The 24,541-nt window shown below is 71.9% G+C and carries 26 protein-coding genes; 22 read left to right on the forward strand and 4 right to left on the reverse strand.

Annotated elements, in window-relative coordinates:
* Positions 1-16: 16 nt before the first annotated feature.
* The 9 genes from fliE to AB1285_RS11220 are packed head-to-tail and all read left to right on the forward strand — an operon-like array spanning position 17 to position 8,226.
* Entirely contained in the window at positions 17-277 is a 261-nt protein-coding gene (gene fliE / locus AB1285_RS11180) for a flagellar hook-basal body complex protein FliE (RefSeq protein WP_051582258.1), read from the forward strand.
* The gene (gene fliF, locus AB1285_RS11185) at positions 277-1,899 is read left to right on the forward strand and encodes a flagellar basal-body MS-ring/collar protein FliF (protein ID WP_370428311.1); all 1,623 of its coding nucleotides are present in this window, start codon (positions 277-279) and stop codon (positions 1,897-1,899) included. The genes fliE and fliF overlap by 1 nt, the downstream gene beginning before the upstream one ends.
* Complete coding sequence (fliG, locus tag AB1285_RS11190; RefSeq protein WP_187663408.1) at positions 1,896-2,900, forward strand: flagellar motor switch protein FliG; 1,005 nt, start codon at positions 1,896-1,898, stop codon at positions 2,898-2,900. Before fliF ends, fliG begins: the two co-directional genes overlap by 4 nt.
* Positions 2,890-3,498, forward strand: coding sequence for a FliH/SctL family protein (locus AB1285_RS11195; RefSeq protein ID WP_313366419.1), 609 nt, complete (start codon positions 2,890-2,892; stop codon positions 3,496-3,498). The genes fliG and AB1285_RS11195 overlap by 11 nt, the downstream gene beginning before the upstream one ends.
* On the forward strand, positions 3,495-4,787 hold the full coding sequence (locus AB1285_RS11200) for a FliI/YscN family ATPase (protein ID WP_313366418.1): 1,293 nt from the start codon (positions 3,495-3,497) through the stop codon (positions 4,785-4,787). Before AB1285_RS11195 ends, AB1285_RS11200 begins: the two co-directional genes overlap by 4 nt.
* Positions 4,784-5,206, forward strand: a complete 423-nt coding sequence (locus AB1285_RS11205) for a hypothetical protein (protein WP_259955187.1) — start codon at positions 4,784-4,786, stop codon at positions 5,204-5,206. Before AB1285_RS11200 ends, AB1285_RS11205 begins: the two co-directional genes overlap by 4 nt.
* Complete coding sequence (locus AB1285_RS11210) at positions 5,203-6,567, forward strand: flagellar hook-length control protein FliK (protein WP_313366417.1); 1,365 nt, start codon at positions 5,203-5,205, stop codon at positions 6,565-6,567. The genes AB1285_RS11205 and AB1285_RS11210 overlap by 4 nt, the downstream gene beginning before the upstream one ends.
* A gap of 14 nt (positions 6,568-6,581) precedes the next feature.
* Complete coding sequence (locus tag AB1285_RS11215; RefSeq protein WP_136050650.1) at positions 6,582-7,040, forward strand: flagellar hook assembly protein FlgD; 459 nt, start codon at positions 6,582-6,584, stop codon at positions 7,038-7,040.
* Positions 7,041-7,065: 25 nt separating this feature from the next.
* On the forward strand, positions 7,066-8,226 hold the full coding sequence (locus AB1285_RS11220; protein WP_292794345.1) for a flagellar hook protein FlgE: 1,161 nt from the start codon (positions 7,066-7,068) through the stop codon (positions 8,224-8,226).
* A gap of 91 nt (positions 8,227-8,317) precedes the next feature.
* Here AB1285_RS11220 and AB1285_RS11225 read toward each other — a convergent pair whose 3' ends face one another.
* Entirely contained in the window at positions 8,318-9,703 is a 1,386-nt protein-coding gene (locus tag AB1285_RS11225; protein ID WP_232089188.1) for a M23 family metallopeptidase, read from the reverse strand.
* Between the two features lie 218 nt (positions 9,704-9,921).
* Here AB1285_RS11225 and AB1285_RS11230 point away from each other — a divergent pair, with 218 nt between their 5' ends.
* From AB1285_RS11230 to csrA, 12 genes are all read left to right on the forward strand, one after another.
* Positions 9,922-10,176, forward strand: a complete 255-nt coding sequence (locus tag AB1285_RS11230) for a flagellar FlbD family protein (protein WP_187663401.1) — start codon at positions 9,922-9,924, stop codon at positions 10,174-10,176.
* The gene (locus tag AB1285_RS11235) at positions 10,176-10,988 is read left to right on the forward strand and encodes a motility protein A (RefSeq protein WP_071327503.1); all 813 of its coding nucleotides are present in this window, start codon (positions 10,176-10,178) and stop codon (positions 10,986-10,988) included. The genes AB1285_RS11230 and AB1285_RS11235 overlap by 1 nt, the downstream gene beginning before the upstream one ends.
* Positions 10,985-11,794 carry an OmpA/MotB family protein gene (locus AB1285_RS11240; RefSeq protein WP_187663400.1) on the forward strand — a complete coding sequence of 270 codons (810 nt, stop codon included), beginning with the start codon at positions 10,985-10,987 and terminating at the stop codon, positions 11,792-11,794. Before AB1285_RS11235 ends, AB1285_RS11240 begins: the two co-directional genes overlap by 4 nt.
* Positions 11,795-11,868: 74 nt before the next feature.
* Positions 11,869-12,765 (forward strand): flagellar motor switch protein FliM, encoded by an 897-nt coding sequence (locus AB1285_RS11245; RefSeq protein ID WP_429977467.1) that lies wholly within the window; start codon positions 11,869-11,871, stop codon positions 12,763-12,765.
* Positions 12,762-13,421, forward strand: coding sequence for a flagellar motor switch protein FliN (gene fliN / locus AB1285_RS11250; protein WP_187663398.1), 660 nt, complete (start codon positions 12,762-12,764; stop codon positions 13,419-13,421). The genes AB1285_RS11245 and fliN overlap by 4 nt, the downstream gene beginning before the upstream one ends.
* A gap of 50 nt (positions 13,422-13,471) precedes the next feature.
* The gene (locus AB1285_RS11255) at positions 13,472-13,909 is read left to right on the forward strand and encodes a FliO/MopB family protein (RefSeq protein WP_232089187.1); all 438 of its coding nucleotides are present in this window, start codon (positions 13,472-13,474) and stop codon (positions 13,907-13,909) included.
* Positions 13,906-14,715 (forward strand): flagellar type III secretion system pore protein FliP, encoded by an 810-nt coding sequence (fliP, locus tag AB1285_RS11260; protein ID WP_187663397.1) that lies wholly within the window; start codon positions 13,906-13,908, stop codon positions 14,713-14,715. Before AB1285_RS11255 ends, fliP begins: the two co-directional genes overlap by 4 nt.
* Positions 14,712-14,984, forward strand: a complete 273-nt coding sequence (gene fliQ / locus AB1285_RS11265) for a flagellar biosynthesis protein FliQ (RefSeq protein WP_025104366.1) — start codon at positions 14,712-14,714, stop codon at positions 14,982-14,984. Before fliP ends, fliQ begins: the two co-directional genes overlap by 4 nt.
* Before the next feature lie 4 nt (positions 14,985-14,988).
* On the forward strand, positions 14,989-15,750 hold the full coding sequence (locus tag AB1285_RS11270) for a flagellar biosynthetic protein FliR (RefSeq protein WP_370428313.1): 762 nt from the start codon (positions 14,989-14,991) through the stop codon (positions 15,748-15,750).
* Positions 15,747-16,838 carry an EscU/YscU/HrcU family type III secretion system export apparatus switch protein gene (locus AB1285_RS11275; protein ID WP_187663395.1) on the forward strand — a complete coding sequence of 364 codons (1,092 nt, stop codon included), beginning with the start codon at positions 15,747-15,749 and terminating at the stop codon, positions 16,836-16,838. Before AB1285_RS11270 ends, AB1285_RS11275 begins: the two co-directional genes overlap by 4 nt.
* A complete protein-coding gene (locus tag AB1285_RS11280; RefSeq protein ID WP_187663394.1) occupies positions 16,835-18,898 on the forward strand; it encodes a flagellar biosynthesis protein FlhA in 2,064 nt (687 codons plus the stop codon). The genes AB1285_RS11275 and AB1285_RS11280 overlap by 4 nt, the downstream gene beginning before the upstream one ends.
* Positions 18,899-18,902: 4 nt before the next feature.
* Positions 18,903-19,154, forward strand: coding sequence for a carbon storage regulator CsrA (csrA, locus tag AB1285_RS11285; protein WP_025104370.1), 252 nt, complete (start codon positions 18,903-18,905; stop codon positions 19,152-19,154).
* On the opposite strand, the gene AB1285_RS11290 is transcribed toward csrA, so the two are convergent.
* Entirely contained in the window at positions 19,151-20,839 is a 1,689-nt protein-coding gene (locus AB1285_RS11290) for a 2-isopropylmalate synthase (protein ID WP_292795033.1), read from the reverse strand. The genes csrA and AB1285_RS11290 overlap by 4 nt on opposite strands.
* A gap of 278 nt (positions 20,840-21,117) precedes the next feature.
* Between AB1285_RS11290 and AB1285_RS11295 the strand changes: the two genes are divergently transcribed.
* Positions 21,118-21,786 carry a FadR/GntR family transcriptional regulator gene (locus AB1285_RS11295; RefSeq protein ID WP_187663392.1) on the forward strand — a complete coding sequence of 223 codons (669 nt, stop codon included), beginning with the start codon at positions 21,118-21,120 and terminating at the stop codon, positions 21,784-21,786.
* Positions 21,787-21,801: 15 nt separating this feature from the next.
* Here the strand turns inward: AB1285_RS11295 and AB1285_RS11300 are convergent, their stop codons facing one another.
* Both AB1285_RS11300 and AB1285_RS11305 read right to left on the reverse strand, forming a co-directional pair.
* Positions 21,802-22,938, reverse strand: a complete 1,137-nt coding sequence (locus tag AB1285_RS11300; protein WP_187663391.1) for a hypothetical protein — start codon at positions 22,936-22,938, stop codon at positions 21,802-21,804.
* Positions 22,935-24,527 (reverse strand): sensor histidine kinase, encoded by a 1,593-nt coding sequence (locus tag AB1285_RS11305; RefSeq protein ID WP_370428314.1) that lies wholly within the window; start codon positions 24,525-24,527, stop codon positions 22,935-22,937. Before AB1285_RS11305 ends, AB1285_RS11300 begins: the two co-directional genes overlap by 4 nt.
* Positions 24,528-24,541 lie beyond the last annotated feature (14 nt).

Raw genomic sequence — 24,541 nt, forward strand, 5'->3', positions numbered from 1 at the left:
CGCCTCGTCCCTCGGCATGACCACCTCGCCCGTCACGGGCGCGAAGACGGGCGACGACACGGCCTTCGCGAACAGCGTCACCGGAGCGATCGACGAACTGCGCTCGCTGCAGTCCGAGTCCGACACCCTCAAGGTCGCGGCCGTGACCGGGGACCTCGACGACATCCACGCGGCGATGATCGCGTCCTCGCGCGCCGCCGTCACCCTCGAACTCGTCGCCGCCGTCCGCAACAAGGGCGTCGACGCGTTCAACGAGATCATGCGGATGCAGGCCTGATGCCCCCGGCAGTGACCGGGGCGTTCCAGCGGATGCGGCGGGTGGTCGCCGGATTCTCGCTCGCGCAGCGGACCATCGCCATCATCGGTATCGCGGTGCTCGCGCTCGGCATCATCGCGCTGTCCAGCTGGCTCAGCCGCCCCACCTACACCCCGCTGTTCTCGGGATTGAACGCCTCGGACGCGAACGCCGTGGTGGAGCAGCTGCGCTCCGCCTCCGTGCCCTACGAGCTCGCCGACGGCGGCGCCACGGTGCTCGTCCCCGAGAAGGACGTGTACGACCAGCGGCTCGCCGCCGCTTCCGCCGGGCTGCCGAGCGCCGGATCGGCCGGGTACTCGCTGCTGGACGACATGGGTGTCACCACGAGCGAGTTCCAGCAGTCGGTCACCTACAAGCGCGCGATCGAGGGCGAGCTCGCCGCGACGATCTCCGCCATCGACGGCGTCTCCGCCGCGTCGGTGCAGCTCGCCATCCCGGAGGAGAGCGTCTTCGTGTCGGAGACCGTCGATGCGACCGCCTCCGTGTTCGTGGAGACCGCCGGACGCACGACGCTCGACCAGAAGCAGGTCGAGGCCATCGTGCACCTCACCTCGGCGGCCGTCAGCGGCATGAAGCCGGAGAATGTCGCCGTGGTCGATCAGACCGGGCGCACGCTCTCGACCGTGGGCGGCGGGGCCACCGGCGGACTCGATCAGCAGGCGAGCGACTACGAGGCCCGCGTGGCCGCGAGCGTGCAGCAGATGCTCGACACCGTGGTCGGCCCGGGGAATGCGACCGTGACCGTCGTCGCCGAGATCGACCGCTCGGTGAACGAACGCGTCGAGGAGACCTACACGCCGGCCGAGGGCGCTCCCCCGCTCACCGAGGAGGTCCGTGAGCAGAACAGCAACGGATCGACCTCCGAGGCCGGGGTCCTGGGTCCGGACAACATCGCCGTGCCGAACGGGAACGGCGACGGCACTTACACGAACACCGAGGTGACGCGCACCAACGCCGTCAACAAGGCCACGGAGAGCACCTCCACTCCCGCCGGCACCCTGCTGCGGCAGTCCGTGTCGGTCGCCGTGGACGCCGGGGCCGGGGGCGACCTCAGCTCCGCCCAGCTCAGCGACCTCGTGGCCACCGCCGCCGGCATCGACCGCACCCGCGGCGACGAGCTCGCCGTCGAACTCGTCGCCTTCAGCCAGACCGATGCCGAGGCCGCGCAGGCCGCGCTGCAGGCGGCGAAGGAGGCCGAAGAGGGTGCCCGTCAGGCCGCCCTCCTGAACACCGTCATCATCGCGGCCGCCATCGCCATCCCGCTCATCGCCGCGATCGCCGCCCTCATCGTCCGCTCCCGGCGGAAGGCGCGCGGCGTGGAGGAGTTCGACCAGCTCTTCGGCGATCGTCCTGTCGAGCTGTCCGCGCTCTCGGCGGACGCGCCGACGGCCGTGCTGGAGGCGCCGACCACGCCGCTCGCCTTCCTCGAGCCGGTACCCGACCTCGACCCGGATCCCGAGCCCGAGCCCACGCAGATCAGCCTCGAGCGCCGCCGCGCCGAGATCGCCGCGCTCACCCGTCAGGATCCGCAGCGCACCGCGGAGCTGCTGCGCACCCTCATCGACGACAGGTCGCGGGTATGAGCGGACTGACGGATCGGCAGACGGCCGCGATCGTCCTGATGAACCTCGACCGCGCGCAGGCCGTCGAGGTCATGAAGCACCTCTCCGAGGCGGAGGCCGAGGCCGTCGCCGCCGAGATCATCGGGCTGCAGGATCTCGACGCGGAGACCACGGTCCAGGCGCTGGGGCAGTTCCATCGCATCGCCGCGGGGCACCTCCCTCCGGCACGCGGCGGACGCGACATCGCCGCGGGCCTGCTGGAGGCCTCGTTCGGCTCCGAGCGGGCGGCAGCCGTGCTCGGCCGGGTCGGCTCGACGTCGATGAGCGCATCGTTCGACTTCCTCGCCTCCGCCGACGCCGCCCACCTCGCCACGCTCCTCGACGGAGAGCTGCCGCAGACCGTCGCCCTGGTGCTCGCCCATCTCCCCGCCGAACAGGCCGCCGCCGTCCTCGCCGCGCTGCCCGATCCGGCGCGGACCGACGTCGCCCAGGCCATCGCCACCATGGGCACCGCCTCGCAGGAGGCCATCGTCATCGTCGCCGACGCCCTCAAGGCCCGGACCGGCAGCCTCGCCTCGCGGGACAGTCCCGAGGTGCTCGGCGGCGTCGAGCCGCTCGTGGAGATCATCGGGCGGTCGGGAGCGACGATCGAGAAGGCGCTGCTGGCCAGCATCGAGGACCGCGACAGCGCCCTCGCCGAGGACATCCGCTCGCGCATGTTCACGTTCGCGGACATCGTCAAGCTCGACGACCGGGACACCCAGCGCGTGCTGCGGGGCATGGACATCCGCTCCCTGGCTCTCGCCCTCAAGGGGGCCCAGCAGCCGATCGTCGACCTCATCCGCCGCAACGTGTCCGAGCGCAACCGCGAGAACCTCGACGAGGAGGCCCGGACGCTGGGCCCGGTGCGCGTCTCCCAGGTCGAGGAGGCGCGGGCCGAGATCGTCCGGACGATCCGTGCCCTGGAGGCCGCGGGAGACATCACCGTGCAGCGGGCGGACGAGGACGAATATGTCTACTGACGCCTTCGCCCCCGCTGCGTTCCCCCGGCTCGGCGGCTCCGACCACCGGGCGGAACAGGAGCGCGCCCGCCGCCGCGGGTACGCGGAGGGACACGCCGCGGGCTTCCGGGCGGGCGCGGCCGACGCCGACGCCGCCCGTCGCGGCGCCGAGGCCGAGCTGGCCGAACGGGAGCGCGCCCGCGCCGCGGACGTCGCCGCCGCCGTCGCCGCCCTGCACGCCGCCGCGCGGTCCCTCGCCGCCCGAGAGGCGGAGCTGGAGTCCGCTGCGACGAGCCAGGTGCACTCCCATGCGATCGACCTCGCGGAACTGATCATCGCCGCGGAGCTGAGCGACGCAGGAGCGTCGGCCGCCGCCGCGGCCCGCCGCGCCCTGAGCGCGACCGATGCGGCCGCCGTACGTCGCCTCCGTCTGCACCCGGACGACCTCCGCGTCCTCTCCGCGGAGGCCGGCGACGACATCTCCGGACTCACGCTGGTGCCCGACGAGACCCTCACCCGCGGCGACGCCGTGGCCGTGCTGGAGCACGGTGTCATCGACGCCAGGGTGGGGACCGCCCTCGACCGGGCGCGCCGCGCGGTCGCGGAGGCCGCGCCGTGAGCGCCTGGACGACGGTGCTCGAGGCGGCGCGTCCGGAACGGATCGGCGAGGTCTCGCAGGTCCGCGGCCTCAGCGTGCAGGTCCGCGGGCTCGACGGCGCCGTGGGGGACGTGGTGACGCTCGACGGCATCGACGCCGAGGTCGTCGCGACCGGGGAGGACGGGCTGCGCTGCATGCCGCTCGCCTCGGTCGCCGGGCTCACCGTCGGCGCCCCCGTGCGCGGCCGCGGCGGCCCGGTGAGGGTTCCCACCGGATCGGCGCTGCTCGGCCGGGTCCTGGACGGGCTCGGACGCCCCATCGACGGGAAGGGTCCGCTCGCGGCGCCGCACGTGAGCCTGGATCACGACACCCCCTCGATCATGGAGCGCGACCGCATCGACACCGCGCTCCCCCTCGGCGTGCGCGCCCTCGACACCCTCGTCAGCGTCGGCCGCGGACAGCGCGTCGGCCTGTTCGCGGGGTCAGGGGTCGGGAAGTCGTCGCTGCTGTCGATGATCGCCCGCGGCACCGAGGCCGAGGTCAACGTGATCGCCCTCGTCGGCGAGCGCGGTCGCGAGGTGCGGGAGTTCATCGAGGACGATCTGGGGCCGGAGGGACTCGCCCGCTCCGTCGTCATCGTCTCGACCTCGGACCAGCCCGCCATGGCCCGCATCCGTGCCGCGTTCACCGCCACTCGGATCGCGGAAGCCTTCCGTGACGAGGGCGCCCACGCGATCCTCATGATGGACTCGCTGACCCGGGTCGCGATGGCCCAGCGCGAGATCGGGCTCTCCGCGGGTGAGCCGCCGGCCACCCGCGGCTACCCGCCGTCCACGTTCTCCCTCCTCGCCGGGTTGCTGGAGCGCGCCGGCACCGACCGCGCCGGGTCCATCACCGGCATCTACACCGTGCTCGTCGACGGCGACGATCACAACGAGCCCATCGCCGACACGGTCCGCTCCATCCTCGACGGCCACGTGGTGCTGGATCGCGCCCTCGCCCTCGCCGGCCACCACCCCGCGATCGACGTCCTCGGGTCCGTGTCCCGCGTGGCCGGCAAGATCACGAGTCCGGAGCGCCGTGCACAGGCGGCCACCCTCCGCGCCGTGCTCGCTGCCCGACGCCGGGCGAACGACCTCATCGACATCGGCGCCTACCACGCCGGTGCCGACGCCCGCATCGATGCGGCGATCGCCCACGAGCGCGCCATCTCGGCCTTCCTCACCCAGCCGCTCGACGAGACGAGCGCGATCGAGGAGTCCTGGACGCGACTGGACGGCCTCGTCTCCGCCTTCGAGGGGGTGTCATGAGCAGAGGGTTCTCTCTCGCCGGTCTCCTGCGCGTGCGGGAGATCCAGGAGCGCGCCGCCGCGCAGCGCCTCTCGCGCGCGGTCATCGACGCGCAGCACACCGAGGCCAGGGACCGGGCCCTGCGCGCACACCTGGCCGGTACCGACACGGAGGCCGTCGACGTGCGCACCCTCGCTGCGCTCGCCGCGGCCCGGGTCTCCGGGCGGGCGCTGCTCGCCGACCTCACCGCGCTGGCCGACCTCCAGCAGGAGACGGTCGCGGAGGCGCGGTCCGCGCACGCGGACGCCCGGCGCACGCTCCGCGGCCTCGAACGACTCGCGGACAACCACGCGGTAGCCGTGCGGACGGCCGACCTGCACGCCGAGCAGGCGGAGCTCGACGAGATCGCCGCACGCTCGCGGACGGAGGGGACGGCATGACCGCGCTCGACCTCCTCACCGCCCTGGATGCCCGCCCCGTGCGTCCCTCCACCCCAGCCGCACGCACCGGCTCACCCGGTGCGACCGCGTTCGCCGAGGCTGTGCGCGATGCGGTGCGGGAGACGGCATCCCCCGGTCCCGGTGCGACCGACGACCCCGGCAGCGCCGCGGAGACCACGACCGAGGCCGAGCCTGCGGCCACCGTTCCGGTCGAGGGCGCCGCGACCGTCTCACCGCTGCTCCCGGCCCCGCCGACGCCCGCGGGTGCCGGCGCGCCACTCGTGCCAGCCCTCTCCGCCGAATCGGACGCACCTCCGGCGACGACGGAGACACCCACGGCGGTCTCGCCTCCGCGCCTCCCGTCCGCCGCCGGGCAGGACGCCCTCCTCGTACCCGGCGAGGGCACGGCGGGCGCCGCGGCGACGCCCGCCTCCGGGGAGACCGCGGGTACCCCCTCCTCCGCCTCGCCGTCCGACGCCGGGGACGCCGTGGCGGCCCCGCTCCTCCCGACGTCGGCGCCGCCGGTCGCACCGTCTCCGGACCCGGCGACCGTCCGACCGGGCCTGCGGCCCCCCACCCCGGGTCGAGAGACCGGAGAAGTCGCGCCCCCCGGCACCGCCGTCGGGAGCGGGACGGCCACAGGACCGGACGCCTCCCTGCCCCGAGTCTCCACGGCCGCGCCGGCTCGCACGTCGACCGTGCCCTCGACCTCTGCTGCAGAGGCGACGACCGCCGACGACGCGGTCCCGGTACCGGCGGCACCCTCGATCCCCGCATCGGTCGCCCCGCCGGCCGCGGCCCCGCCGAGCGTCGATCCCGTGGCCGCGGGGGCCGCTGCCGCCCCGAGCCCGGTCGCCGCCACCGCTCTCGCCCCCGCGGCACCGCCGAGCGCGGTCGCCGCGCCGGCCCGCCCAGCTCTCCTCCCGCAGGTGGCGGCCCCCGTGGTGTCCCTCGCCCAGGCCCCGGACGGGGACCACCGGATCACGCTGACCGTCTCGCCGGAGAACCTCGGCCCCGTGACCGTGCGCGCCCTCATCGCCGGGTCCACGATCCGCATCGAGCTGCACGCCCCCGGCGAGCTCGGGCGGGACGCGCTGCGCGCCATCCTCGGCGACCTCCGTCGTGATCTCGCGATCGCCGCTCCGCAGGCGACCCTCAGCCTCACCACGTCGGACGGCTCGCCCTCCTCGCCGCAGCACGGAGGGACGGGCGGTCAGACCGGGAACGGCGGCGCCGATGCCCAGCGGCACCAGGCGGCCGCGCGCGCCTCCGCCGTCCCGCCGACGCCGGCAGAAGTTCCACCCCCGCCCCCTCCCGCACCGCCCGTCGCTCCGCTCGGCGGCATCGACGTCTACGCCTGACCAGAGAGGACCCCATGACCACGGTCGACTCCATCACCGGCACCCTCCCGCCGGGTGCCACGCCGACGTCCGGTGTGCAGACCGGCAGCACGACCCCGGCGACCGAGCGCAAGAAGACGCTCGACTCCGAGGTGTTCCTCAAGCTGCTCGTGACCCAGCTCACCAACCAGGACCCGAGCTCCCCCATGAACACGAACGAGATGATCTCGCAGACCACGCAGCTCGCCTCCATGGAGCAGCTGACGGCGCTCGCCTCGACGAGCACCGAGAGCTTCGCGCTCAGCATGCGGCAGACCGCCGCCGCCCTCCTCGGCCAGGAGGCGCAGTACGTCGACGCCGACGGTGTCACCCAGAAGGGCATCGTCACCGCGGTCTCCTATGCGGGAGCCATCCCCACCGTGACCATCGGCGAGAAGTCGATCCCCCTCGACGCCGTCTCCGGCGTCTCCCTCGTCCCCGGCACCGCTGCCTGACCCCGCTCCCCAGAAAGGCATCACCATGCTCCGTTCCCTCTTCTCCGGAATCTCCGGACTCCGCTCGCACCAGACCATGCTCGACGTCACGGGCAACAACATCGCCAACGTCAACACGACCGGCTTCAAGGCCTCGTCCGTGCAGTTCCAGGACTCCCTCTCGCAGCTGCTGCGCAACTCGATGCTGCCGCAGCAGGCGACGGGCGGACAGAACCCGGCCCAGGTCGGGCTCGGTGTGCAGGTCGCCGGCATCAGCACCAACTTCGCCGGCGGCGCCCCGCAGCCGACCGGCGTTCCCACCGACCTGATGATCTCGGGCGACGGGTTCTTCGTCGTCCGCTCCGGTGGCGAGACGCTGTACACCCGCAACGGCGGCTTCACCTTCGACGCGAGCGGCCGTCTGGTCGGCGCCGGCGGCGCGCTCGTCCAGGGGTGGACGGCGCGCAACGGCGCGATCGTCCCCGGCCAGGGCATCGGCGACATCACCCTCCCGGTCGGCGCCCTCAGCCCGGCCGCGGCCACCACCACCGCGCGCGCCACGGGCAACCTGCCCTCCGGCGCCCCGGTCGGCGAGACGCTCGTGCGCGACATCAAGACGTACGGCGCCGACGGCTCCGCCTTGACCCTGCGACTGACCTTCACGCGCAGCGCGACCGGGTGGGATGTCACGGACGGCGCGGGCGCGAGCACCGCGCTGACCTTCACCAACGGCGTGCAGAACGGCGCCGGCAGCATCGTGTCCGGCGGCGTCACCGTCGACCTGTCCGGGGTGACCGGTTTCGCCGACGTCAGCGACATCGCCATCAAGGAGCAGAACGGCAAGCCGGCCGGCACGCTGAGCTCCTACGCCCTGACGAACGACGGCAGCCTCGTCGGCACGTTCAGCAACGGCGACACCCAGGTGCTGGCCCGCATCGCGCTCGCCGGCTTCGTCAACCCCGGGGGTCTGGAGAAGGTCGGCTCGTCGCAGTTCCGTCCGAGCGGCAACTCGGGTCAGGCCGAGCTCGGACAGCCCGGCACCGGCGGCCTGGGCGGCATCATCAGCGGTGCTCTGGAGATGTCGAACGTCGACCTCTCCCAGGAGTTCACGAACCTCATCGTCGCGCAGCGCGGTTTCCAGGCGAACGCCCGCATCATCACCACCAGCGACGAGGTCCTCCAGGAGCTCACCAACCTCAAGCGCTGACCCCTCCCGAGACCCCGCTTTCGCGCCGAGGCCCCGCCGTATCCACGTGGATACGGCGGGGCCTCGGCGACAACACGGGGTTTCGGGCGCCTCAGACGTAGATGCCGCGCTGCTCCATGAAGCGCACGGGGTTCGTGTACCCGCCGTTGATGTAGACCTCGAAGTGGAGGTGGCATCCGAACGATCGCCCGGTGTCACCGGCATAGGCGATGACCTGGCCGGAGCGCACCCACTGTCCGCTGCGCACGTTGATGCCGCCCGGCTTGATGTGGGCGTATCCCGTGCTGATGCCGCCGCCGTGCTGGATGCGGATGTAGTTGCCGTAGTTCCCGTTCGGTCCGGCATAGTCGACCGTGCCGGAGTTCGCGGCGTAGATCGCGGCGCCGCAGCCGTTGGCAAGGTCCGCACCGTAGTGGAAACTCGACGAGCAGCCCTGAGGACCGCAGATGGGGGTGCGCGGGCCGTAGCTCGAGCTGCGCGCGCCGCCGTGCGGGCGGACCCAGCCACCGTTGCCCGCGGAGCCGCCGCCACCACCGCCGCCACCGCCACCGCCACCACCGCCGCTGGTCCCCCGAGCGGCAGCTGCCGCCGCCGCGGCCGCCGCAGCCGCCTCGCGCTTGCGGCGGGCTTCCTCTTCCCGCCGCCGCGCCTCGACGCCCGCCTGGTACCCCGCGACCGTCTTGGTCGTGGTGTCCTTGAGGGCCGCCAGCTGCGCCTTGAGGGTCTCGAGGTTCGCCGCCTGCTCGTCGAGTGCGGCCTGCGCGGCGTCCGCGGCCTGCTGCGCCGCGACCATCTTCTGCTCGGCGACCTGCTGCAGGCGGTCGCGCTCGTCCCGGGCGACGTCGGCCTGCGCCGTCAGCGCCTGGGCGGTGTCGCGCGCCGAGACGGCGTTGTCGTAGGTGGTCTGGTTGTACTCGAGGAACTTGTTCATCGTGCCGAGGCGCGACAGGAGTTCGTCGGCGTTGGCGCCTGACCCTGCGAAGAACAGCTCCAGAGCGGTGTCGTCCCCGCCGCTGCGGTACAGCTGGGCGGCGACCTGACCGGCTTTCTTCGCCGTCTCCTCCGCGAGCGCCGACTGCTCGTCGGCCTGAGCCTGCAGGGTCTCCGCCTCCGTGATGGCCGCGAAGTACGCCTGCTGGGCCTCGTAGAACTCGTCCGACGCGACCTGTGCCGCCGCCTGGGTCTCGGCGACCTTGCGCTCGAGGGACTGGATCAGCCCCTGGATCCGGGTGACCTCACCGGCCTTGGCCGCCTCGTTGTTCTTCGCCCGCTGGACGTCGTCCCAGCTCGGGTAGGACGCGGCGTGCGCGGCGGTGACGCCGGACCCGACGCCGAAGGCGGCGAGCGCGACCACGCCCAGCGCCCCGATCCCGAAGGCGCTGCGGCGGCTGACCGGCTGGCGCCACAGCGCGCCCCGCTCGGCCGCCGTCGGCGCGCAGCCGCATTCCTCGGCCGCCGTCGCCGCGGCCTTCTCCACGTTCCGATCCCGCACAAGGCTCCCTTCGCCCGCTGCTCATCGTCCCCCGCCCCTGATCCCTATCGGCGACGACGCGCCCGTCGTGAGGAAGATCCCCGTCCGCTCGGGCACCGGCGCTAACGACGCGCAGCGCCCGGCCGACAGTCCCCTCCGACAGCCCAGGACGGGCCGTCGGTTCCCCGCTTCCGGGCGGGGCGAGCTTTTCCAGGATGGAGCCCATGATCGTCCTCACGCGCCTGAACCGTTCCCGGTTCGCGGTGAACCCCGACCTGATCGAACGTGTCCAGGCCACGCCGGACACGACGATCACGATGGTCGACGGCGCGACCTTCGTCGTCACGGAGACGATGGACGACGTGATCGCCCGCATCACCCGGTTCCGCGCCGGTGTCCTCGCGACCGCCGCCGCGCTGGTCGCGGCCGGCACCGAGGACCCCCTGCCCGGCGCTGACGTGACGGGAGGGGACGCCTGATGGATCCGTCTCTCATCCTCGGGCTCGTCCTCGCGTTCGGCGCCCTGATCGCCATGATCAACCTGGAGGGAGCGACGGTCGGGTCGCTCCTGCTCCCGGCTCCCATGGTGCTCGTCTTCGGCGCCACGATCGCGGTCGGGCTCGCCAGCGGCACGCTGCGCGACGCCCTGCACGCCGTGAAGTCCCTCCCCCGCGCCTTCCGCGGCGAGCGGCGCACCGCGCAGAGCACGATCGACACCGTGGTCGGCTACGCGGAGAAGGCCCGCTCCGAGGGCCTGCTCGCGCTGGAGCAGGGTCTGGACGAGGAGAAGGACCCGTTCCTGCGGCAGGCCCTGCAGAGCATCGCCGACGGCACGGACGCGGAGGACCTGCGGGTGCTCCTCGAGGACGAGCTCACGTCCACCGCCGCCCGGAACCGCACCGCCTCGCGCTTCTACATGACCCTCGGCGGGTTCGCTCCCACGGTGGGCATCATCGGCACGGTGGTCAGCCTCACCCACGTGCTGGAGAAGCTCGACAAGCCGGACACGCTCGGCCCGATGATCGCCGCGGCCTTCGTCGCCACGCTGTGGGGCCTGCTGTCGGCGAACTTCATCTGGCTGCCGATCGGCGGCCGGCTGCAGCGCCTCGGCGAGCTGGAGCTCGAACGCATGACGGTGCTGATGGAGGGCATGCTCGCCGTGCAGGCCGGCGCCGCCCCCGCCCACGTCCGCGAACGTCTGAGCGCGCTCGTCTCCGACCGCTCCCCCGGCCGCTCCCGCCGCCGCGAGCAGCCCGCGGAGACGGAGGCGCACGAGGACCTCTTCTCATGAGCGTGCGCACCCGACGCCGTGTCCAGGAGTCCGAGCACAGCGGACCGGACGAGCGCTGGATGGCGTCCTACCTCGACATGGTGACGGTGCTCATGTGCATGTTCATCGTGCTGTTCGCGATGTCGACGGTCGACCAGGAGAAGTTCGAGGCCCTCAGCGCCTCGCTCGCGACGGGTTTCGGCCAGGAGCCCTCGGACGACGTCGACGTGACCAGCGGCGTGGTCGTGCCTCCGGAGCTCATCGACGACGAGGGCCAGGACTTCGCCGACACGGGCCTGGAGGCCGCGGAGCGCGAGTTCGACGAGCTGTCCGCCCTGCGCGAGCGGCTGCGTCAGGTCCTCGCGGAGCGGGGACTGGAGACCGACGTCACCTTCACGATCGATGAGCGCGGGCTGACCATCGGACTGGTGAGCGCGGAGACCTTCTTCACCACCAACAGCACGGATCTCAGTCCGGCCGCGACGCAGGTGCTGGACGCCCTGGGTTCGGTCCTCGTCTCCGCGCCGAACGAGATCTCGGTGGAGGGGCACGCCGACGCCCGCGGCTCGGTCGCACCCTTCCCGACCAACTGGGAGCTCTCGGCGGGACGCTCCACCCAGGTGTTGCGCTATCTCGTGGAGGCAGCCGGCCTGCCCCCCGCACATCTCAAATCCGTGGGCTTCGGCGACACCCGTCCGGTGGCCGCCGGGAGCACCCCCGAGCAGCTCGCCGAGAACCGCCGCGTGGACATCGTCATCCTCTCCGACGCCAGCGAGGAGGTGCGAGCGCTGATCCCTGCCGCGGGTGCTGCGCAGACCTCCCCCTGACCTGCCCCTAACGCACGCCGATCACCGCCCGATAGTCGGGTTCGTGGTGATGGATGACGGCGTGCGCTCGCGATGTGCGCGCGGAAACGGCGACCGCCGACGTCGAGGTCTACGACTTCGGCCGGGCGGCGACGCTGTCGCGCGAGCACGCCCGCACCCTGGAGCTCGCCTTCGAGACGTTCGCCCGGCAATGGTCGGCCCAGCTCTCGGGCAAGATCCACGTGCGCGCGACCATCGCCGTCGAGCACGTGGGCATGCTCACGTACGGCGAATACGCGCAGTCGCTGCCCACGACCACGACCATGATCGTGTGCGCGCTGCCGGATTCCGACGAGCGCCTGATCGTGCAGGTGCCGATCCCGACCGCGACCTCCTGGATCGTGCAGATGGTCGGCGGCCGGGTCACCGCCACCGCCGAGGACCGCACGTTCACCCCGATCGAGCAGGCGCTGATCCGGTCGTTGATCGGCGACGCGATCGATCACCTCACCGGCAGCCTCGACGGGCTGCTGCCCACCGGGGTCGCCGTCGCCGGCATCCAGTACAGCTCCCAGTTCGCGCAGGTCGCCGCCGCCGGGGAGCCGGTGATCGTGGCGCGTCTGTCGATGCGCCACGGCGGCCGGACCGTCCCCGCCAGCATCATGCTCCCCGCCTCGGTGCTCGCCGGCTTCGCGGTGCGCGCCTCCGACGCCGACCGCTCCGAGACCCCCGGTCTCGTGCGCCGCCAGGTGGAATCGACTCCGGTCGAGATCGCGCTCCGGCTGGCACCGCGGACCGTGCTGCCCCGTGAGGTGCTCGACCTCGCCGTCGGGGATCTGCTGCCCCTGCCGCATGCCGCCGACCGTCCGATGCTCCTCACCGTCGGCGATCAGACCGTCGCGACGGCGGCCGTCGGCAGTGCCGGTGCCCGCCTCGCCTGCGTCGTGACCGCCACCGTCCCCGAAACCGCCCCCGCTCAGGAGTCCGCGTGATCAGCACCACCGCCTACGAGTCCGCCGTCGCCGCCGCGTTCGCGGCGCGACTGCCCACCGCCGCACCGGTCACCGCCCGCGCCTCCCAGGCGTCCGGGGATACCGGGGAGGCCGTCGTGGCGCAGTTCGTCGGAGAGGCGAGCGCGCAGCTCGCCGTGCAGCTCCTCGACGCCGACGTGCTGGTCGACGGCCTCGGGGACCGTCCGCTCACGGACCGGCTCCTGGATGCGCTCGAGGCCGCCGCGACCGCCCTCGGCCCTGGGCTGCTGGGCGAGGCGGCGGTCGGCGACGCCTCGGCCGTCTTCGCCGACCCGCAGACCCAGCTCTTCGACCTCGTGGACCACACCGAGCGGACCATCGGCCGACTCGCGGTGCGGATCACGCATCGCCCGGCGCGTCCGACGGGAGCCGACGGCCGCCTGCACCGCATCGCGGGCGTCGAGATGGAGCTCACGGTGGAGATCGGCCGCACCCGCATGGCGGTCCGCGACGTGCTCGACCTCGAGCCGGGTCGCATCGTGGAGCTCGACCGCTCCGCGGGAGCCCCGGCGGACGTCAAGCTCAACGGACGCACGATCGCACACGGCGAGGTCGTCGTCGTGGATCAGGACTACGCGGTGCGGATCACCCGCATCCTCGAGAACGTCGAGGCCTGACCCTGGACGACCTCCTGCTCGCGCTGCGGGTCGGGCTGTCGCTCGCCGCAGTGCTCGGGCTGCTCTGGTTCCTGCAGCGCCGGGTGTCGAAGACCCAGGCGCGGCGCCGTGACGCGGAGGCGATCACGGTGCTCGGACGCCAGGGCATCGGCCCGAAGGCGCAGCTCGTGGTCGTGCAGACCGACGACGCGCGCTACGTGCTCGGGGTCACCGAGCACGGCGTGAGCGTGGTCGACCGTCTCCCCGTCCGACCCGAGCTCCGGGACACCTCGGAGACGACATCCGCGTCCGAGCGCGATCCGGTGAGCGACGACGCCGAGTTCGACCGCATCCTCGCCGCGGCCGCCCTCACCGGTAACCCGGCAGCGGGCACCGCCGCACCGGAGCTCCGTCGCCGCGTACGGCACCGCAACGACCCGCTCCGCGGTTCCATCCTCTCCCCCGATACCTGGCGGCAGACCGCCGAGGCCCTCCGGCGCGCCCGATGAGCGCGAGCCGTGCCGTCGATCGCGCTCGCGCCTCGCGGCTCCTCGTCGTCGTCGCGGGCGCGATCCTCCTGGCCCTGGTCCTCGTCGTCGTCACCGGCGGCGCCGCGCACGCCGAGATCACCCCGGACGACGGGGAGGGCGTGACGATCGACATCAACGGGATCGACGGCGGGCCGTCCGGATCGATCCTCACCCTCCTGGGGATCACGCTGCTGTCGGTGGCCCCCGCGCTGCTGCTGATGATGACGTCGTTCACGAAGATCTTCGTGGTGCTCGCCATGACCAGGAACGCGCTGTCCCTCCCCACCATCCCGCCGAACCAGGTGCTGGCCGGGCTGTCGCTCTTCCTGTCGCTGTTCATCATGTGGCCGGTCCTGACCGAGATCAACACGCTGGCCGTCCAGCCGTACATCGACGGCGCGCTCACGTTCACGCAGGCCGTCGACGTCGGGCAGGGCCCGCTGCGGGAGTGGATGCTGCACTACACCCGCGAGGAGGACCTCGCGCTGATGACCCGTATGGCCGCGCAGGACAACCCGGAGGACCCCGCGAGCGTGCCGATGTACACGCTCATCCCCGCGTTCATGATCTCGGAGCTCCGGGCCGCGTTCATCATCGGCTTCGTGATCTTCGTGCCGTTCCTCGTGATCGACCTCGTGGTGGCCGCGGCGCTGATGTCGATGGGCATGATGATGCTCCCGCCGGTCATGATCTCACTCCCGTTCAAGATCCTGCTGTTCATCCTCGTCGACGGCTGGGGGCTCATCATCAAAGCCCTCCTGGAGAGCTACGGAGGTGTGGGATGAGCCCCGAGGCCGTCCTCGACATCGGCGCCCAAGGGCTGCTGATCGCGGCCAAGCTCGCCGCACCGATGCTGATCACGGCGCTCGTGGTGGGCTTCGCGATCTCGCTGCTGCAGTCCATCACCCAGGTGCAGGAGGTGACGCTGTCGTTCGTGCCGAAGATCGTCGCCGTCGGCATCGCCCTGCTCATCGCCGGGAACTGGATGATCGCCGAGATCATCGCCTTCACGAACGAGATGTTCGCCCGCATCCCGTCTCTGCTGAGCGGATGAGCCCGTGTTCATCCCGATCGACTTCGCGTGGCTGGAGGCCACGCTGCTCGCCGCCGTGCGGATCACGGCGTTCATCATGATCGCCCCGCCGTTCTCGTACCGGGCGATCCCGGTGCGGGTGAAGGCGATGCTCTCGATCGGACTGTCCCTCGCGGTGGGTGCCGCGGTCGCCCCGGGCTACGAGAGCCTCGACACGGGGCCGTTCCTCGGCGCACTCGTGATCCAGCTCCTCACCGGTGCTCTGCTGGGCTTCCTCGTGCTGCTCTGCTTCTCCGCGGTGCAGGCCGCGGGCAGCCTGATCGACGTGTTCGGCGGGTTCCAGCTCGCCCAGGCCTTCGACCCGGCGGCGATGGTCAACGGCGCGCAGTTCACCCGGCTGTTCCACCTGACGGCGCTCACGCTGCTCTTCGCCTCCGGCGGCTATCAGCTCATCCTCGCCGGGCTCGCCCGCAGCTTCGACGCCGTTCCGGTCGACGGCATCTTCCGGGTGGCGGGACCGACCGAGCTGCTCGTCGACGGGGTGTCCCAGATGGTGCTGGCGGCCGTGCAGATCGCCGGCCCTCTGGTGCTGGTGCTCTTCCTCGCCGATGTCGGGCTCGGGCTCATCACGCGTGTGGCGCCGGCACTCAACGCCTTCGCGATGGGCTTCCCGGTCAAGATCCTGCTGACGCTCCTGCTCGCCGGTGCCGTGTACGTCGCGTTCCCCGGCATCGTCGACGCCCTCGCCACCCAGGCCTTCCGCGTGATGCAGGGGGTGACGCCGTGAGCGGGTCGGACAGCGGCGAGCGCAGCGAGAAGGCCACCGAGAAGCACCTCCGCGAGGCCAGGCAGAAGGGCCGGATCGCCCGGAGCCAGGACCTGACGGCGTGGCTCGGCATCGGCGCCGCCGCCGTCATGATGCCCGCCGCCATCGCCGCGGGGACAGGCGCCGGCACCGAGCAGCTCATCTCCCTCACCTCGCTCATGCAGGCGCCCTCACCCGACGCCGCCCTCGCGGCCCTCGGGCGGGCCCTCGCCTCGGTGCTGCCGACCCTGGGGGCGCTGCTCGCCGCGGTCGCGATCGTGACGCTGTTCGGTGCGGTGGTGCAGGGCGGCGTGCATCTGCGGAAGCTGTCCGGGCGTTACGAGCAGTTCAACCTCGTCTCCGGGGTCCGGCGGGTGTTCGGCCTGCAGGCCCTCTGGGAGGGGGCGAAGGCCCTGCTGAAGACGGCCGCCATCGCCCTCGCCCTGTGGGTCGTCATCGCCGGCCTCATGCCCGTGCTCACCGCGAGCGGCGCCCACTCCATCTCCCGGCTGCTCGGCACCGCGGCGGACGGGACCGCCGCGCTGCTGCAGACTGCGATCGCGGTGGGCCTGGTGCTCGCGGCCATCGACCTGTTCGTGGTGATGCGTCGCAACCGCAAGCACACCCGCATGACCAAACGCGAGGTGCGCGACGAGAACAAGAACTCCGAGGGCGATCCGCTCATCCGCCAGCAGCGCCGGTCGCGCCAGCTCGCGGTGAGCCGCAACCGCATGATCGCCGCGGTCGCCGGCTCCGACGTCGTGGTCGTCAACCCCACGCACATCGCCATCGCCTTGGAGTACGACCCCGGCACGTCCGCGCCCAAGGTCGTGGCGAAGGGCAGCGGGGTCATCGCCGAGCGCATCCGCGAGAAGGCGCTCGAGTCCGGCGTCCCCCTCGTCCGTGACGTCACCCTCGCCCGAGCCCTGCACGCGGCGTGCGAGCTGGGTCAGGAGATCCCCGAAGACCTCTACAACGCCGTGGCACGCGTGCTCGTGTTCGTCGACGCGCTCCGGCGCCGAGGCGCCGCCCGCGGCATCCACTCTCTCCCGTATCGGAGGACCGTATGAAGAAGCTGCTCATCACGCTCGGGGTGCCGATCGGCGTCGTCGGCATCATCATGCTGCTCGTCGTCCCGGTGCCGCCGTTCCTGCTCGACGTGCTGATCATCCTCAACATCATGTTCGCGCTGGTCATCCTGCTGACCTCGATGTTCGTGAAGAAGCCGCTCGACTTCTCGGTGTTCCCCTCGCTGCTGCTCGTGGCGACGCTGTTCCGGCTGGGGCTGAACGTCGCCTCCACCCGCCTCGTCCTCGGCGAGGCATATGCGGGACAGGTGATCGAGGCGTTCGGGGCGATCGCGGTGGGCGGCTCGCTCATCATCGGCGCCGTGGTCTTCCTCATCCTCGTCGTCATCCAGTTCGTCGTGGTGACCAAGGGTGCAGAGCGCGTGGCCGAGGTGGGCGCCCGGTTCACGCTCGACGCGATGCCGGGCAAGCAGATGGCCATCGACGCCGATCTCAACGCCGGCCTCATCAGCGACACCGAGGCCCGCGAACGCCGGGCGGAGGTGGCGGCCGAGTCCGACTTCTACGGGGCGATGGACGGCGCCTCGAAGTTCGTCAAGGGCGACGCGATCGCCGGACTCGTCATCATCATCATCAACCTCGTCGGCGGCATCGCGATCGGCCTCGTGCAGCACGGCATGTCGATCGACCAGGCGGTGAGCACCTACAGCCTGCTCACGATCGGCGACGGCCTCGTCACGCAGATCCCCGCCCTGCTCATGGCGGTCTCGACCGGCATGATCGTCACCCGCTCGACCGCCGAGGCCGAGATGGGATCGGCCGCGTCCACGCAGCTCGGCCAGTCGCGCAACGCCCTCATCATCGCGGGATGCGCGGCCATCGTCATGTCGCTCATCCCGCACATGCCGATGCTCCCCTTCCTGGTGATCGGCGCCCTGCTGCTCCTCATCGCGCAGCGCATCACCGCGACCCGCAAGCGCGAGGAGGCGGAGGCCGCACAGGCCCCGGCTCCCGCGCCGGTGGACCAGCCCGAGGAGCTCATCGAGCGCATGCGGGTGCATCCTCTGGAGATCCTGCTCGCCCCCGACATCGTCGACCTGGTCACCGGCGGACCCGACGACCTCCTCGCCCGGGTGAAGGCGCTGCGGCGCCGCATCGCACTCGACCTCGGTCTGGTCACCCCGCCCGTGCGCACGAGGGACAGCATCGAACTCCCCCAGGCGACGTACGTCATCCGCATCGCCGGTGTCGAGACCGGACGCGGCACCGCGCCCACCGGGTCGGTCCTGGCCCTCGGGCAGGGGCTGGACAGCCTGCCGGGGACCGCCGCTCTGGACCCGGTGTTCGGTCTCGAGGGCAAGTGGATCCCGATGGAGATGCGTCACAGCGCGGAGTTCGCCGGGGCGACGGTGATCGACAGGGCGAGTGTCATCATCACCCATCTGTCGAGCGTGATCCAGACGCACGCCGCCCGGCTGCTCACCCGGGAGGACGTCCGCCAGCTCACCGACGCCCTGAAGCAGGTCTCCCCGTCGGCGGTCGAGGAGCTCACGCCCGCCCTGCTCTCGCTCGCGGAGGTGCAGCGGGTGCTGCAGGGCCTGCTCGCCGAGCGCGTGCCCATCAACGACCTCAGCCGCATCTACGAGGCGCTCGCGCTCCGTGCCAAGGTCTCCACCGACCCGGAAGGGCTGATCGAGGCGGCCCGTGCCGCGCTGGGCCCTGCCATCGCCTCCCGCTTCGCCGAGGACGGCACGCTCCGGGTTGTGATGATCGCCCCGCTGCTGGAGCAGGCGATGCTGGAGAGCCTCCGTCCCGGCGACGAGGGCTCTCAGATCGTCTTCGATCCACCGCGGATGGAAGCGGTGATCGCGTCGGTGAAGCAGGCCGTGGCCGCGCAGACGGACGGCGGAGAGCCGGTGCTCGTGTGCGCACCATCGCTGCGCCCCGCCGTGCGGCGGCTGGTGTCGGCGCAGACCGACGGCCTCCCCGTGCTCTCCTACAGCGAGGCGACCGCGGCCGCCCTCACGATCGAGACGATCGGGGTGGTCCGGGACTCGTCCACCGCGTCGCTCGGGGCCGCCCCCGCCGCACCAGTAGGCTGAACGAATGCTGGTGTTGACGAGGCGGATCGGTGAGAGCGTACGCATCGACGGCGAGATCGAGGTCACGCTGCTCGACATCAAGGGCGACAGCGTGCGCATCGGCGTCAAGGCCCCGCGGGAGACCCGCATCCAGCGCACCGAGATCATCGAGGCCGTCGTCGCCGAGAACGTCTCCGCCGCCGCCGACACCGACGCGAGCGCCGCGGACGCCATCACCGCGGCACTCGCGCGCGGGCGCGAGAAGCAGACCCCCTAGGCCCGCTCGCCCCGCGGGGCGGTGGCGGAGCGCTCCGCCGCGTTCCGCACGGCGTGCAGGGTCGCGGTCAGCACGGAGCGGTCGCGCCCGGCCGCCCAGCCCGAGCGCACGCCGTCGCGATACTCGATCAGGGTGAGCGCTTCGCTCCCAGCCCCCGATCCGATGCTCGTCTGGTGCAGACTCAGGACTTCGACGGGCAGGCCGATCCCTGCGAGCGCCGTGCCCAGCGCCTCCACCGGACCGACGCCGTCATGGCGGGTCCGTGTCTCGACGCCGTCGGCGTGGAGCGTGATCGTCGTGCACCCTCCCGCGACCTCGGCCTCCGCTCGCAGCGTCGTCGGGCTCGTGCTCGCGAGGTAGGCGGCATCGAAGATGGCCCATACCTCCGCGGCCGAGACCTCGCGTCCCGTCTGCTCGGTGCGCTGCTGGACGTGACGAGCGAGGTCGATCTGCAGGCGCCGCGGCAGCTCGATCCCGTAGGCGTCCTCCAGCAGGTAGGCGATGCCGCCCTTCCCGGACTGCGAGTTGACGCGGATCACGGCGTCGTAGCTGCGGCCGATGTCCGCCGGGTCGATGGGAAGATACGGCACGCGCCATTCGATGTCCCGTTCCGCGCGGCCTTCCCTCGCAGCACGGGCGCGATGTTCCGCGAACCCCTTCCGGATGGCGTCCTGATGGGTGCCGGAGAAGGCGGTGTGCACGAGGTCGCCCGCATACGGATGCCGCGCATGGATGTCGATCCCGTTGCAGTGCGCGACCGTCCGGCGGATCTCGTCGATATCGGAGAAGTCGATCATCGGGTCGACGCCCTGCGCGTGCAGGTTGAGGGCGAGGGTCACGAGGTCGACGTTGCCGGTGCGCTCCCCGTTACCGAAGAGGCACCCCTCGATCCGCTGCGCGCCGGCGAGGACGGCGAGTTCCGCACAGGCGACGCCGGTGCCGCGGTCGTTATGGGGATGCACGGACAGGATGACCCCCTCACGACGCCCGAGATTGCGGTGCATGTACTCGATCTGGTCCGCGTAGACGTTCGGGGTCGCGACCTCGACGGTCGCCGGCAGGTTCAGGATCACGGGACGCTCGGGGCTCGCGTCCCACAGAGTCGTCATCGCGTCGCACACCTCGAGGACGAAGTCCGGCTCGGTGAGGGTGAACACCTCCGGGGAGAACTCGAAGCGGACGTTGTCGAGGTCTCCCGCGAACCGCAGCACGTCCTCCCCTCCGGCGAGGATCAGCGCGGTGAGCCCCTCACGGTCCTGTCCGAGGACGACGTCCCGCCACGTGGGCGCGGTAGCGGTGTACATGTGGATGACGACGGGATTGCGGATGCCGCGCACGGACTCCACGGTCCGTTCGATGAGTTCGCGTCGCGCCGGCGTGAACACCACGATCGTCACGTCGGCGGGAGCGAGGTCGGTCTCGGCGAGGAGCCGGACGAAGTCGTAGTCCGTCCGGGAGGCCGAGGGGTAGCCGACTTCGATCTCCTTGTAGCCCATGGCGACCATGAGCTCGAAGAACCGTCGCTTGCGGGACGGGTCCATCGGCTCGGCCAGCGCCTGGTTCCCGTCGCGGAGATCCACCGGGACCCAGAGCGGTGCCTGCGTCAGTCGCGCGCTCGGCCAGGTCGGGGTCTCCAGCGGAACGGCGACTCGGGAGTACACGTCTCGATAGCGGTTCGAGGGCATCTGCGAGGGCCGCTGCCGATTCCAGTGCGGAGCGTCGTCGGGCAGGACACCGGAGGGAGTCGAGAGGGTCGGGAAAGCGCGGGACGGGGTCATGGTCTGGTTCCTGTTCGGATCGCGGGGAGGGCGACCGACGCGTGCTGCGGCTCCACGACGAGGAGCCGGTCTGATCAGGCCCCGCCGTGGCGGCGAAGGAGGAGGAATCGGAGCGTGCGCATACGGGCACTCTACCACAACTCCTCAGACAAGCAGAGAAGTGCGTCGGATGCGAGAATGGGCCCATGACGACCGTGCGCCGCGAATCCCTCGCCGAACAGGCCGCCGAGCTCCTTCTCGCACGCATCGGAGCCGGCGAGTGGCAGGTCGGCGGCAAGCTGCCGGGCGAGACGACGCTCGCTCCGCAGCTCGGGGTCGGAAGGTCGACGGCCAGGGAGGCGATCCGGATCCTCGCGGGGCGAGGCGTGCTCGCCACACGCCAGGGCGCCGGGGTCTTCGTCACGGCCACGGAACCCGCCGCGAGTTGGGATGCCGTCCTCGATCGCGCCGACATCATCGCCGTCCTCGAGGCCCGCACCGCGATCGAGGTCGAAGCCGCGGCTCTCGCCGCCGAGCGCCGGACCTCCGCAGACCTGGACGAGCTGACGCGCACGCTCGCGGAACGTGACCGTCGTCGCACGGACGTCCGCGCGCACGTCGAGGCGGACATGGCCTTCCACCGCGCCGTCGTCGTCGCGTCCGGCAATCCCGTGCTGCGGGAGCTGTTCGACGGCTTCGCCCCCCGCTCGCTGCAGGCGATGATCGACATGCTGCGCATCCGCGGCCATCACGGCGACGATGCCGACCAGGAGGCGCACGCGCGAATCGGCGACGCTATCGTCGCGCGCGACCCGAGAGCAGCCGCCGCCCTGACGCGCGAGCACCTCGACACGACGAAGAGGCTGTTCGGCTGACGCCGGAGGGCCTGGTCACACGGCGGCCAGGTCTGTCTCCTGCGCCCGCTTCCACTGATCCCCACCGGCATCGCGCGCCCGGCACGCCGCCGATGCCGCCGCCGCGACGAGAGCGTCGTAGTCGTACCCGGCGACGGATGCCGTCGCCCAGCCGATGCTCGCGGAGGAACGGATGCCGGTCGCCGGCGCGTCCAGGTCCATGATCGACACGGATCCCAGGATCGCCCGCAGATGGAAGCGCACCGCCTCGTCGCTGCCGTGGATGAGGACGATCGCGCGGTCGTCGGCGACCCGTTCCGCATCGGCGGTCGCCGGAAGCGCGTCGCAGATGTCCGTGTGGAACCGGTCCGCGATGCGTCGGAACCCGGCGCTGCTCGACGCCTCGCGGAGGTCGGCGGGATCGTCCAGGCGGACGTCGAGGACCGACCACGCGGGGTCCTTCTGCGCTGCCGCCTTGCGCAGACGATCCCTGGCACGGTTCGCGGCGCCGTCGGTCCCCGGCGGCGCGCTCTCCACCCGGACGAGGAGCACGAGCGTGAACGCCGCGCAGGTGCTCATGACGATCGTCCCCAGGGCGTTCACTCCGCGGAGCGCGCTGAGCTGCTCCTCGGTGCTCACGCCGCCGGAGACGAGGGCGGATCCCGCGCTGACGACGGCGACCACCACGAAGCCGCACGCGGCGAGCGCGAGCGGCAGGACGATGTCCCGCGTCGCCGCCTGCCCGCGCGTCAGCTCCCAGGCGAGCAGCCCGGCGAAGACCGCCATCGCCAGGAAGACGACGTGGAACACCGGCAGATACCAGCGCGTGCCCGCCGTCAGGATCAGGGCTGCGGGCACCCCGACGAGCGCGACGATGACCGGAAGCCAGGGTGCCGTGCGCTCGAAATGCATCCGCACGCCGATCCACACCAGCGGCACGAAGCAGACGACGATGGCGGACGCGGCCGCCCGCAGCACGGGGCTGCCGGTGTGGTGCCCGGCCAGCCACAGGTAGGCGCCGAGCATCCCGATACCGAAGGCGACCCCCCAGACGATGGTCGCCCTGCTCGGTCGGGCGAGAGTCGCGAGACCGACGACGACCGCGGTGAGCACGGTCACCACCGCCACCATGCTCGTGGTGACATCGACGCTCACGGGCACGAGCGGTGTCATACGGGGTCCTCTTTCGTTCGTCGGGGGAAACGGACGGTGACGGTGGTGCCGACGTCCACCTCGCTCGACACGAGGATGACGCCGCCGTGCGCGACCACGATGTCCCGCGCGATGCCCATGCCGAGCCCGGTACCGGGGATGCCGCCGCGCACGGCACTGTCGGCGCGGAAGTACGGCTCGAACAGCCGCGGCAGCTCGTCCTCGGAGATGCCGATCCCCGTGTCCGCCACCGTGACCTCCGCATGGCCGTCGGACTCCACCAGCCGTACCGTGATGCGACCGCCTCCCTCCGTGTACTTGGCGGCGTTGCCCAGGAGGTTGTCCACCACCTGACGCAACCGGAACGCGTCTCCCGTGATCACCACCCGCTCCGCCCCATCGAGCACGAGTTCCTGGCGGGCGGCGCCCATCAGGGGCGCGAACGATGCGGCGGACTCCTCCACGACCACGCGCAGGTCCACCGGCTCGAAGGGGTCGTGCGAGATCCGCCCCGTCTGAGCCTGCATGCTCGTGACGAGATCCTGCAGCCGCTCCCCGGCGTCCGCGATGACCTCGATCTGCGCCGGCACCCGGCCGGGGAGGTCGTCGCGCTCCCGCAGGAGCTCGACATGGCCGATGATCGCCGTGAGCGGGTTGCGCAGTTCGTGGGAGATCACGGCGGTCAGCGCCCGACGCTCCTCGGCGGCCTCGAGGAGGGCGGTGACGTCATCGATGACGACGAGGGTGATGCTCTCCCCCTCCCGGGCACTTGCGATGGGCTGGGTGGTCACGGCCAGGGCATGCCACTGCCCTGCACCGTCGTACAGCCACACCCGCTCCTCCCGCATCTGCTCCCCCGCGGCGGCTCGTGCCAGCGTGGTGCGCTCCGGCGTCAGAGCCGTTCCGCGCCGCGCGTCGTACTCGACGGAGGCCGACGGGAGCGCTGTGCCGAAGCGGTCGCGGCCGTACAGGGCGCGGTAGGCGTCGTTCATCTGCAGGACGCGGCCCGCGGAGGTGACCACCACCAGCGCGACGCCCAGCGCGTCGATGACCTGCGTGACGCGCTCCTGGTTCGTCTCGGCCCGCTCCGCCGCCCTGTTCACCTGTTCGGAACGGCGCCGCAGGAGCCGCCGCGCCGCACCGGAGCGCTGGGCGCCGATACGGACGGTCACGCCGAGGAAGCTCAGGGTGATGACGACGGTGAGCACCCGGAGCAGTACGTCCTCCGGCGGCCCGGAGCGGTCCGCGAAGAACACGAGGCAGCCGCCGCTGAGGACGATGCCGACGAACACCCAGGGCATCGAGAAGTAGGTCGCCAACCAGACCACCGGGAACACCCAGAGGAAGCCGAGCCGGAGATCCGGCACGTTCGTCGTCAGTCCCACCCCGAGCACGTCCAGCAGCGGGAGGACGGTCACCGCCGTGCGCGGCAGGCGCCGCCAGGGCACCATGAGCGCCACCAGGGTGGTGACCACGATGAGGCCGATCCCCCCGATGAACAGCGGGATCGCGAGGGTCTGCGGCTTGAAGCCCGCGACCATCACCACGATGGCGACGATGCTCGCGGTGAACACCAGCTGCCACCGCCAGATCGAGACCGTGCGGATCATCAAGGCCCGCCTCC

It is taken from the genome of Microbacterium sp. NRRL B-14842 (genome assembly GCF_050470785.1).